Below are 10299 nucleotides of genomic sequence, written 5' to 3'. Positions count from 1 at the left end.
GTACTCACGCACTCGATCCTGCCAGGCCGCGCGCGGCGATGTGAGCCGCAGTGCGCCTATCCCTTGAAAGCGCCCTGCCAGACGGTGTCGAACGGCGTGTGTGCCGAGACGCGGCCTTCGATGCCCGCCGTGACGAACTTCTTGGCCAGAGCGACGGCTTCTCCCACGTCGGCGCCCTTTGCCAGTTCGGCGGTCACCGCGGCGGCCAGCGTGCAACCGGCACCCGAGACGCGCTCTTCGCCGACCTTGGGGGCGGAGAGAACCGTCACGTCGGTGCCGTCGAACAACACGTCGACGGCGTCGCCACCGGCGAGTTCGACACCACCCTTTGCGAGCACGTACTTGGGTCCGAGGTCGTGGATACGCCGTGCGGCCTCGATGAGGTCGTCCACGCTTTCGATGCTGTCCATTCCGGCGAGGGTGCGTGCCTCGAACAGATTGGGTGTGACGACGGTGGCGAGCGGGAGGATCGAATCACGAAGTGCTGTATCGGTATCGAGAGCCGCGCCGGGCTCCTGGCCCTTGCAGATCAGGACCGGGTCGAGGACGACGTGGCGCCAGGACTGCCGACGCAGACCCTCTGCCACAACCTCGATCGTGGCGGGAGTGCCCAACATGCCGATCTTGACGACGTCCAGATCGTGAGCCGCAGTGGCAGCCTCGATCTGATCAGCGATCACGTCAGGAGCGATCGGAACGAAGCGATGACCCCAGTTGTTCTTGGGATCGAACGAGACGATGCATGTGGTGGTCGCTACGCCGTAGACGTCCAATGCCTGGAACGTCTTCAGGTCGACCTGCAGGCCGGCACCGCCAGTCGCTTCGGACCCAGCGATGACATAGGCGAGGTCAACCACAGCACAATCTCCTTCTTCGGACTTTCGAAACGTGCGTGGATGGCCACGAACGCGGGGCCCAGTTTATCAACCGTTCCGACGTCTGGTTTTCGCCTATACAGGCACCGGAGTTCCCCACGCGACGTCGTTGTCCTCGTAACCGAAGGGTGGACCGACGAACTCGCCGCCGCAGGTGATCAGCGCGAGGGTTTCCGGTCCGTCGAGGCTGTTCAATCTCTCGACCGGCAGCTCGCCGTCCTTGCCGTAGTGATCGACCGCATCGATACGGTAGTTCCAGGTCTGTCCGCCGGCGCCCGCCACGGTCACGATCGAGCCGATTTCCAGTGTCGAGAACTTCTTTCCGAAACCGTCACCTTGATAGATGTCGTTGATGTGTCCGGTGATCACCACGGTGCCCGCGCCCGAGCCCGGGAATGCCGAATCTGCCCACCATCCGATCTCACTGACATCATCGGGCGGAATGAGCGAGCCGTCTGTCGTCGTCTTGATCGACAGAACGTCAGCGGTGCTGTCGACTATGCGAAGCGTGGTCGGGACATCCGGACCGTCGACCACAGCGCGAATCTCTGGCGGCAAATCTTGTTGGCCGGTCGCGAGGACGCGGGTCGGCGAGTCGCCGTCGTCAGAACATCCGCCGATCAAGAGCATTGTCGCCACTACTGCAGCGGCCCATGTTCGACGGACCGTGAATCCAGGTGCCGCTGTCACGGGCGAGAAGTCGGGCCGGACGGAATCTGGGAAATTGGTACTCGGTTTCCGACGTCACGACCGGGAAGTGCGTCACCGGAGTCCCCACCGTTCCCACCGGAACCGTCACCTCCGCCATTCCCGCCACCGCTTCCATTCCCACCGCCGGGGCCCGGGCCGGGGCCGGGGCATTCACCTCCCGGATCGGTGGTGTCGCCTGCCAAGACAATCTTGACTGCCGAGAGGTTGACCGTCTGGTTCTGTGCCACTTGTCCAGGAGTTGTGACGTCGAATGCGAGCTTGGCACGAACCGGAATGACCGAGCCGTCGTCGGCATCGGTGACCGTTGAACCTGAGCGACCGAGATCTTGGGTCAACGTCATTCTGGAGATCAAATCCTGATCTCCGGTCAAGCCGGCGCCGTCGATCCGAAGGGTCCCTCGGACAGGACTTCCGTGGGCTCTGATCGTCACAGATGCGCGAAACTCCAGGATGTCTCCCGGCACTGTTCGCCACGCCTCGATCGAGTTGATCTTCGTTCCCGGCGAACCAGTCGAGATGTCGTACCAACCGTCGATCACTGCCGGATCGAGTGACATCGAATTGTCGTTGATCTCGGGAGTGCACGCGTGGGTGAGTGCGACTGGTGCTGCCGATCCCACCGCGGGAAGTGCCGTCGATACAACAGCTGCCAAGACGAAGGCCGTCGCGGAGATGCCCGCGGAACGCCTGCCGAAGATCGTCATTCTCTCGCTACTCTTTTCCGCGGACCGTAGCTTCCGGTCAATTCAGTCAAAATACCAGTACAGCTGGACAAATAGGTCGAATTCCGTGCCGAATTTTTCTTGTTTTCTGTGAACTTCGGATACGAGCAATTCCTCCGCACACGCGTTCCGGCAAGGGGTACATCGCATCAACAGGGGCCAGAAGTTACATTTCGTCCGCACATCGGAGCAGAACGCACTGATTTCTCACCGAACCGGACCGGCATTTCCGTTTCACGACAGTCGGCCGGTGGAACAACGATCGGTACAACGTGCCGGGCACGTGTCCGGTCACCCCACCGAATCAAGGGAAACCGCCATGTCGGATACAACGTCAGTCAAGCAGGGTTTCGCGGTAGGAACATCGATCGGGGCAGCCGTCATCTTGGTGACGGTCGGCATCGTGCAGTTCTTTCAAGGACTCGCTGCCGTCGCCGAGAACGAAGTGTTCGTGGTCGGGATCGACTACGTCTATCAATTCGACCTGACGACGTGGGGTTGGATCCATCTCGTGTTGGGCGCGCTCGTCGCTCTCGTCGGGCTTGCACTGTTCACCGGAACGGCGTGGGCACGGGTATCGGCAGTCGTGATCTGTGCGATCTCGATCATCGCGAACTTCTTGTGGCTGCCGTATTACCCCTGGTGGTCGACTCTCATCATCGCGCTGAACATCGTCGTGATCTGGGCTGTGTCGACATGGAAGCCCACCCAGACGACGCACGCCGCTGCGCATGCACCGACAACGCCGACTCAATCTGTTTGAGTTGAAAGCATGTGTAGGTGGATGGCGTATTCGGGAGAGCCGATACTGGCCCATGACTTGCTGTTCAGGCCACAGCACTCGCTGATCGACCAGAGCCTGCATTCTCAACTCGGGGCAACGACGACGAATGGTGACGGCTTCGGAATCGGTTGGTACGGGGAGGGGTCCCAACCAGCAGTGTTCAAGAGCATCGAACCCGCGTGGAACGACTCGAACCTGCGCGAGGTCAGCTCTCAACTGCGCACCCCTCTCATGTTCGCCCACGTGCGCGCTTCGACGGGAACTGCGGTGCAGCGCAGCAACTGCCACCCATTTCGGCACGGCAATTGGTTGTGGATGCACAACGGTTCACTACGCGGATTCCACGACATGAAAAGGGAATTGGTGACTGCCATCGATCCGTCGCTCTTTCCGGATCTCGAAGGATCGACGGACTCGGAAACCTTGTTCTTCCTCGCGCTGACGTTCGGCCTGACCGACGATCCGTTCGAAGGTGTCGCGAGGGCCGTCGGATTCGTCGAGCACACGGCTCGCTCGCAGGGAATCGACAATCCGGTGCAGATGACCGTTGCCACGTCGGATGGCATCTCCACCTGGATCTTTCGCTATTCGAGCGAGAACCGATCGAGGTCACTGTTCTTCTCCACCGAGATCTCCACGTTGCGCAAGCTCCATCCTGAGGTGGATGCCCTGCACCATCTGAGTGAGGAGACCCGAATCGTTGTATCCGAGCCTCTGCGCGACCTTCCTGGAGCATGGAACGAGGTTCCCGAGTCCGCCGCAGGCGTCATTCGGCCCGGACGGGACGAGATGCGGAACTTCGCGCCGATCCCACCCGCCTGAGTTTGCCACACAACCAGCATAGCTGTGAAATAGCTTGCATTCGAAGCGCTTTCACGAAAACTTAGAAAACGAAAACTCGGCGCGCTAGTCACGCGAGAGGATGAGCCGGAACGCCAGGCGAGCCTTCTCTGCGTCCGGAGTGCCACCGGTGAGCAAATCGTTGTAGATGAACGACTCACCCACGCGAACCAGCAGATATGCCATGTCCTCGACGGGCAGGTCGGGCCGAATCTGCTCCGGTATTTCGGCTTCGATCAGCCTCCGCACGGATTCGACCATCGTCCCCTGAATCGGCCCGAGTCCAGTAGTGAGTATGCATAGCGCCTTTTGCGGCTCGCGAGTCAAATATGCCCGGAAGAATTCGGTCTCGATCGTCGCCCGCGCATGGTAAGTGAGGACGTCGACAACCCTTGACGCTCCGCTTCCGCCGCACTCCGCGAGGCCCATTCGCCACGTTCGACGCGCCAGAGAATCGAGCACGTCCCCGGTAATCGTGTCGCGATTCCCTGCGCGCCGGAACAACGTAGTCCGATCCACACCCAACTCGGTAGCCAAAGCATTCACATCGAGCGGTTTTCCGGCTGCGAACTGTCGGCGGGCAGCGCTCAACGCCTCCGCGCGAACGTCACGTGTCTCGGCCATGCAGTGAATGTATCCCTGACGACGTGCTGGTCGGTAGCCGGAGACAGTGAACGAGAGCCATCAACGACAATCGTTGCAACATTCATTGACTTTGTTGCAGGTGAGTGTTTATGGTTCCCCGGTACGTGATTCCAGTCACAACAATTCAGTTGTTTACGGAGGAATGCGATGAACGATCACCAGTGGACGACTCGACGATGAGCCCACTTCTGCAAGTCCGAGATCTCACGGTTGACATTGGGGCAGAAACGATTTCGAACAAGCTCCTCGACGGAGTGAGCTTCGAGTTGGGAGCCGGCGAGGTCACCGGCCTCGTGGGCGAGAGTGGGAGCGGAAAGACGCTGACCGGACTCGCTCTGCTCGGGCTCTTGCCACGCACGGCGACAGTCAACGGAAGTATCCGCTTCGAGGAACGGGAACTTGTCGGCCTGCCCGCCGCCGAGTTGAGGAAAATACGCGGTCGCGACGTCAGTATGGTGTTCCAGGACCCGAGTTCGGCTCTCAATCCCTCCGTCAGCATCGGTCGCCAGATCGTCGATGTGTTGAAGGCCCACCGCGACATCACGAAGGCCGACGCGGAGGACGTAGCTACAGATCTTCTCCACCAGGTCGGTCTGGCAGACCCGAACAGAACCTTGAAGTCGTACGGATACGAGCTTTCCGGTGGGATGTGTCAGCGGGTGATGATCGCGATGGCCCTGGCGTGCGGTCCGAAGTTGCTGATCGCAGACGAACCGACAACAGCGCTCGACGTGACGATCCAAGCTCAGATTGTCGATCTCCTTCGAGAACTGGCCGAACAACGCGATCTTGCCGTGTTGTTGATCAGTCACGACCTAGCGGTTGTCGCCGAGGTCGCGGATCGAGTAGTCACGATGTTTCGCGGCGAGATCGTTGACGTCGCGCCGCGGGACGCGCTGCTTCGCCGGCCCGCGCATCCGTACACGTTCAGCCTTCTCGAGGCGGCACGATCGACCTTCGAAGACATCTCCTACCGATCACCCAAGTTTCGAGGCGATTTCACCACCAGCGCCCGTGCTGACGGCGTGGGTTGCCGATACGTCGCCCGGTGCAACTACTCCGAGGAGCGTTGCGCATCCGATCATCCACTTCTGATCGGATCACCGGAATCGGCAACGAGATGTCATCGCAGTTCCGAACTCCAGTTGCTCGGACTGGTGAGCTGATGCGCAACACCGACATCATCGTCGATGTTCGGAATCTGGCCGTCGAGTACGGACGAGGGCGCAAAACTCTTCGAGCGGTCGACGACGTCAGCTTCTCCGTGCACAGAGGTGAAACCCTGGCGATCATCGGTGAATCAGGGTCGGGAAAATCTTCGACGGCCCACGCTCTGGCCGGCCTGGTCGGTACGGCCGCAGGCTCCATCACGACGAACCTCGACAGCCCGGCTTTCGGCAAGGGCGGATCGTCCCATCTCATCTTTCAAAATCCCACGTCGGCATTGAACACACGGATGGCCTCTTGGGCTTGCGTGGCCGAGCCGATGGCGCCAGGACGCGTACGCATCCCGCAGTCGTTGCGGCCGAAAGCCGTCGAGCTGTTGCGTCGGGTCGGTCTCGGCGCCGAGCTTGCCGACCGTCTCCCGACCCAGCTCTCCGGCGGTCAACGCCAACGCGTGACCATCGCTCGCGCACTTGCCTCCAAGGCACCCTTGATTCTCTGCGACGAACCTGTTGCTTCCCTCGATGTTTCACTGCAGGAAGAGGTGTTGCAACTTCTTGCCGAGCTCCGGGATGAGCACGACCTCACGTACATCTTCATTTCGCACGATTTGGGTTCGGTGGCACGGATCGCCGATCGCGTCGCGGTGATGTACCTCGGGCGAATCGTCGAGATCGGACCGGTTGCCACGGTCCTGAGGACTCCGTCGCACCCCTACACGCAGGCACTTCTCGCCGCGGCCCCGCACATCGAACTCGAGCGCCGCAGTCGTCGAAAAGCATTGGTGCGCGGGGAGTTACCCGACCCGCGTAATCCACCCTCGGGCTGTCGATTCCGCACCCGCTGTCCGTTTGCGATGGATCGCTGCGCGTCGGAATCGCCGGCACTTCGCGCGGCCTCGAATTCCGCACACAGCTCCGCGTGCCATCTATCGTCCCCGGCCACATCGACCGGCATCTCGAACCTGCCGCAGTAAATGCGTGCTGCGTCAGTCTCCCCATTCCGAGAAGACCAAAGCGAAAGTCCACCATATGAATCCACGTCTGTCTTTGCGATCCCGATATCCGATCACACGCTTCCAGAATCATGGGAAGCGTGGACCCCATATCCTCGTGGCTGCGTTCGCACTTTCTGCCCTCGTGCTCAGCGGCTGTTCGAGCAGCGCCACCGGTACCGCCGGCGGTACCGGACCTGCTGATCCGAACGCCGAACTGAAGGTCGCGACTTCACACGTCCCAGCTTCGCTCGACCCGTGTGCGGGAAACATCGGATACGACATCGACTACCTACAGTTGATGTATGCACCACTGATCGATGCTGAACCTGCCACCCAGAAACTGCGGCCCGGAATCGCCAGCGAGTGGGGTTTCTCCGGACCGGACAACCTCACGTTCGAGATGACGTTGCAGAACGGCTTGACCTTCCACGACGGAACAACTCTCGATGCAGCAGCAGTCAAGGCAAGCATGGAACACTGCTTGAGTCTCGGAATCGTTTCCGTCCCGACGATCAAGAGCGTCGAAGCAACGTCCCCGGATCAGATAAAGATCTCGTTGAGCGCACCTACCTCCGGCTTACCAGGGTGGCTCAACGGCAGACTGGGAATGATTGTCTCCCCCACTGCACTGACAGCGGCCGGGACGGACTTCGCCAACAAGCCTGTAGGCGCCGGGCCGTACACGTTCACCAGCGCAGTCCCGAACAGTTCGTACACATTCAGTCGATTCGACGACTACAAACCGGCAGGTCCTCCCAACCCCCAGCTCGCCAAGATCCAGATCCAGGTGATCTCCAACCCCACAGCGCTGACAAATGCCCTTACATCGAACGCCGCGGATTTTGCATACGGGCTCACACCGTCGAGTGCTCCGATCCTCGAACGGAATCCCAACCTGAACGTCAGTCACGACCCGAGACTCGGAGTTGCGCTCGTAGTAATCAACAACAAGAACCCCGTGGTTAACGACGTCCGGGTTCGTCTGGCGATGCAGTATGCGCTCGACCGCAAAGCAATTGCGCGAGCTGCACTGGACAGCGCGGAAGGTACTGCGGCCTTCGGTCAATATCCTCCCGGTTCGCAGTTCTACGACGAGGAAACCGAAGATGCATGGCCGTACGACCCGGAGAAGGCCAAATCGCTGCTAGCGGAGGCTGGGTATCCGAACGGTGTCACCGTGCGCGGATTAGCAGGCAATCTACCGCCGTACTCGACCAACGCGGTCCTTGTCGGAGAACAATGGGAGAAGGTCGGCATCAAGGTCGACTTCGTCGAAATGAGTGGACCTCAGGCGATTACGGAGTTCGTCGCACACAACAGCGCGGACGTCTTCAGCGTGGGATGGCCCACGCGAGCATCCGCACCGCTCAATTTCGAAGCCTCGCTGGGTTCGCGGTCGTACTTCCGGCAGAATTCCGTCCCCAACGAGGAGTTGGAGAAGTTGATCGCACTGTTGAACAACACGTATGACGAAACCGCTCAGCTCGACATCGTCAAACAGATCAATCAAGTCGTGATCAAGTCCGCTGAGTACGTACCGTTGTACTTCACTCCCGACGTGGTCGCCTACACGAAGAACGTCCACGGGGCCGTTCCTGCACTGAACGGCTCCCCCAATCTGACGTACCTCTCGAAGTCATGACGACGACCGTTGTATCGCAAGAGAATTCGTTGGCCCCCGAGCCTGAGAGAGTTCCGACCCGATACTCTCACCGATCGCCGGTGAATCCTTACATACGGATGATCGGCGTCCGGTTCGCACAGATTATTCCTACCGCGATTATCGCTAGTTTCATAACCTTTGCCCTTATCCGGATAATCCCCGGTGGACCAGCCGAGGCACTTCTCGGTCCGAACGGCAGTGATGAAGCGATCGCGGCACTCAACGAGCGCCTCGGATTGAATCAACCTCTGCTGGTCCAGTACTGGAACTGGGTGGTGTCGGCTCTGCACGGAGATCTGGGAACGTCGCTACAGAACAGCGCCCCCGTCGGCCCACAGATCCTTGCGCGCCTGCCGGCGAGCGCCGAGCTCGTTGTACTCGCACTGTTACTGTCCGCCGTCGTCGCCATACCGCTCGGTGTGTGGACCGCGACGCGGCAGGGACGACGCAGCGATGGTCTGACTCGCACGGTTTCGGGGATCGGACTCGCGGTACCGGACTTCTTCCTCGCTATCGTGCTGGTCGATGTCTTCGCCCTCGGTTTGGGAGTTCTACCGGTGCTCGGCTGGGTTCCTCTCGAGAACAGTGTGATCGACAACCTGAGCCATTTGGTTCTACCTGCAACGGCGCTCGCTGCCGGCGCAGCATCGATTGCGGTTCGGCAGACCAGGGCTGCGATGATCGAGACACTGTCAAGTGACTACGTGCGAACTGCACGTGCGATGGGTATCGACGAGCGGAAGATCGTGTGGCGCTACGCGCTACGAAACATCGTTCCCACGATTGTCACTGTCTATGGATTGCTCGCCGTGGCGATGCTGGGTGCGACGGTCATTCTCGAGCAGATCTTCGTGCTGCCGGGCCTCGGGAGCGCTCTCGTCATTGCGATCGACACGCGAGATTATCCGATGCTTCAAGGCATTGTGTTGCTGTTCGTCGTGATCGTGCTTCTCGTGAACATCCTGGTCGACGTCGTCAACAACATGATCAGCCCACAATTGAGAAAGGGAACGATCTCGTGAGCCAACTCGCGCTGACCACCGCAGGCGAGACCCGCTCCAAGTGGGCTCGCCCTCGACTGCACCCCGGATTATGGCTCAGCTACTGCTTTCTCGGAACGCTGATAGCGGCGTCCGTCTTGGCCTCGTTCGTGGCTCCGCACAGTCCGACCGATCAGAACCTGACCAACACGTTCGCCGGTCCGAGTGCACAGCACCTGCTTGGCACTGACGGCTTCGGTCGTGACGTGCTCAGTCGATTGATCTGGGGAGGACGCTCCGCCTTCTTCGGCGTCGCGATCGCTGTCGCTGTCAGTCTGCTGTTGGGAATTCCGTGGGGGTTGATCGCCGGATATTGGCCACGTTGGATCGGCGCGTCACTCCTCCGGGTGGCGGACGCATTGCTGGCATTCCCAGGTTTGGTTCTCGCAGTGGCTATTACCGGTGTTCTGGGACCGAGCCTGATCACGTCGATGTCCGCCCTCGGAGTCGTCTATGCACCCACAATTGCAAGAATTCTGGCTGCCGGGGTCAGCGAAACGAGGAACCGAGACTTCGTTCTGAGCGCGAGACTCTCAGGATGCCCACCGCACGTAGTGCTCGTGCGTCATCTTCTTCCGCACGCAATCGGGCCGGTTGTCGTTCAGGTGACCGTGCTTACCGGCCTGACTTTTCTCGCGCAGGCGGCACTCTCATTCCTGGGGTTGGGAATACAGCCCCCCACTCCGAGTTGGGGCGGTGACTTATCCGATGCGTACCTGCACATCTTGAGTGCACCACAACAGATTCTGCCCTCCGGCATTCTGATTTCACTGGTCGTCCTGGCCGTCTACCGAGTGGGTGATGCCGTCCGGGACCGCATGTATGTCAGAGGGAGATAGCTGGCGTAGAACAACCATC

General features: G+C 60.2%; 11 protein-coding genes. 7 read left to right on the top strand and 4 right to left on the bottom strand.

Features of this window, described 5'->3' with window-relative positions; genetic code table 11:
• Window positions 1-56: 56 nt before the first annotated feature.
• The 3 genes from thiD to RE4_RS29740 form a co-directional block, all read right to left on the bottom strand.
• Window positions 57-857, bottom strand: coding sequence for a bifunctional hydroxymethylpyrimidine kinase/phosphomethylpyrimidine kinase (thiD, locus tag RE4_RS29750; RefSeq protein WP_003946192.1), 801 nt, complete (start codon window positions 855-857; stop codon window positions 57-59).
• Between the two features lie 93 nt (window positions 858-950).
• Entirely contained in the window at window positions 951-1565 is a 615-nt protein-coding gene (locus RE4_RS29745) for a class F sortase (RefSeq protein WP_238077154.1), read from the bottom strand.
• Complete coding sequence (locus RE4_RS29740; RefSeq protein WP_060939858.1) at window positions 1562-2290, bottom strand: hypothetical protein; 729 nt, start codon at window positions 2288-2290, stop codon at window positions 1562-1564. Before RE4_RS29740 ends, RE4_RS29745 begins: the two co-directional genes overlap by 4 nt.
• A 337-nt stretch (window positions 2291-2627) precedes the next feature.
• Between RE4_RS29740 and RE4_RS29735 the strand changes: the two genes are divergently transcribed.
• Together RE4_RS29735 and RE4_RS29730 are read left to right on the top strand one after the other, a co-directional pair.
• Window positions 2628-3071 (top strand): DUF7144 family membrane protein, encoded by a 444-nt coding sequence (locus RE4_RS29735; protein ID WP_020969697.1) that lies wholly within the window; start codon window positions 2628-2630, stop codon window positions 3069-3071.
• Window positions 3072-3092: 21 nt separating this feature from the next.
• A complete protein-coding gene (locus RE4_RS29730; protein ID WP_029255424.1) occupies window positions 3093-3914 on the top strand; it encodes a class II glutamine amidotransferase in 822 nt (273 codons plus the stop codon).
• Between the two features lie 84 nt (window positions 3915-3998).
• Here the strand turns inward: RE4_RS29730 and RE4_RS29725 are convergent, their stop codons facing one another.
• Complete coding sequence (locus RE4_RS29725; RefSeq protein WP_020969699.1) at window positions 3999-4556, bottom strand: QsdR family transcriptional regulator; 558 nt, start codon at window positions 4554-4556, stop codon at window positions 3999-4001.
• A 197-nt stretch (window positions 4557-4753) separates the two neighbouring features.
• Between RE4_RS29725 and RE4_RS29720 the strand changes: the two genes are divergently transcribed.
• The 5 genes from RE4_RS29720 to RE4_RS29700 all read left to right on the top strand — a co-directional run bounded on the left by RE4_RS29720 (window position 4754) and on the right by RE4_RS29700 (window position 10280).
• Window positions 4754-5743, top strand: a complete 990-nt coding sequence (locus RE4_RS29720) for an ABC transporter ATP-binding protein (protein ID WP_238077153.1) — start codon at window positions 4754-4756, stop codon at window positions 5741-5743.
• Window positions 5743-6717, top strand: a complete 975-nt coding sequence (locus tag RE4_RS29715) for an oligopeptide/dipeptide ABC transporter ATP-binding protein (RefSeq protein WP_020907850.1) — start codon at window positions 5743-5745, stop codon at window positions 6715-6717. The genes RE4_RS29720 and RE4_RS29715 overlap by 1 nt, the downstream gene beginning before the upstream one ends.
• A gap of 136 nt (window positions 6718-6853) precedes the next feature.
• Window positions 6854-8380, top strand: a complete 1527-nt coding sequence (locus RE4_RS29710; RefSeq protein ID WP_060939856.1) for an ABC transporter substrate-binding protein — start codon at window positions 6854-6856, stop codon at window positions 8378-8380.
• Window positions 8377-9423, top strand: a complete 1047-nt coding sequence (locus tag RE4_RS29705) for an ABC transporter permease (RefSeq protein ID WP_081098456.1) — start codon at window positions 8377-8379, stop codon at window positions 9421-9423. The genes RE4_RS29710 and RE4_RS29705 overlap by 4 nt, the downstream gene beginning before the upstream one ends.
• On the top strand, window positions 9420-10280 hold the full coding sequence (locus RE4_RS29700; protein WP_037119506.1) for an ABC transporter permease: 861 nt from the start codon (window positions 9420-9422) through the stop codon (window positions 10278-10280). Before RE4_RS29705 ends, RE4_RS29700 begins: the two co-directional genes overlap by 4 nt.
• Window positions 10281-10299: the final 19 nt, after the last annotated feature.

The sequence above is a fragment of the Rhodococcus erythropolis NBRC 15567 genome (assembly GCF_001552595.1).
Lineage (GTDB): Bacteria > Actinomycetota > Actinomycetes > Mycobacteriales > Mycobacteriaceae > Rhodococcus_F > Rhodococcus_F erythropolis.
This window is presented reverse-complemented; position numbering and strand designations above follow the sequence as displayed.

Coding starts and splice junctions, on each gene's coding strand:
- RE4_RS29740 (WP_060939858.1), bottom strand. CDS start 2,290: ATGACGATCTTCGGCAGGCGTTCCGCGGGCATCTCCGCGACGGCCTTC.
- RE4_RS29735 (WP_020969697.1), top strand. CDS start 2,628: ATGTCGGATACAACGTCAGTCAAGCAGGGTTTCGCGGTAGGAACATCG.
- RE4_RS29730 (WP_029255424.1), top strand. CDS start 3,093: ATGGCGTATTCGGGAGAGCCGATACTGGCCCATGACTTGCTGTTCAGG.
- RE4_RS29725 (WP_020969699.1), bottom strand. CDS start 4,556: ATGGCCGAGACACGTGACGTTCGCGCGGAGGCGTTGAGCGCTGCCCGC.
- RE4_RS29720 (WP_238077153.1), top strand. CDS start 4,754: ATGAGCCCACTTCTGCAAGTCCGAGATCTCACGGTTGACATTGGGGCA.
- RE4_RS29715 (WP_020907850.1), top strand. CDS start 5,743: ATGCGCAACACCGACATCATCGTCGATGTTCGGAATCTGGCCGTCGAG.
- RE4_RS29705 (WP_081098456.1), top strand. CDS start 8,377: ATGACGACGACCGTTGTATCGCAAGAGAATTCGTTGGCCCCCGAGCCT.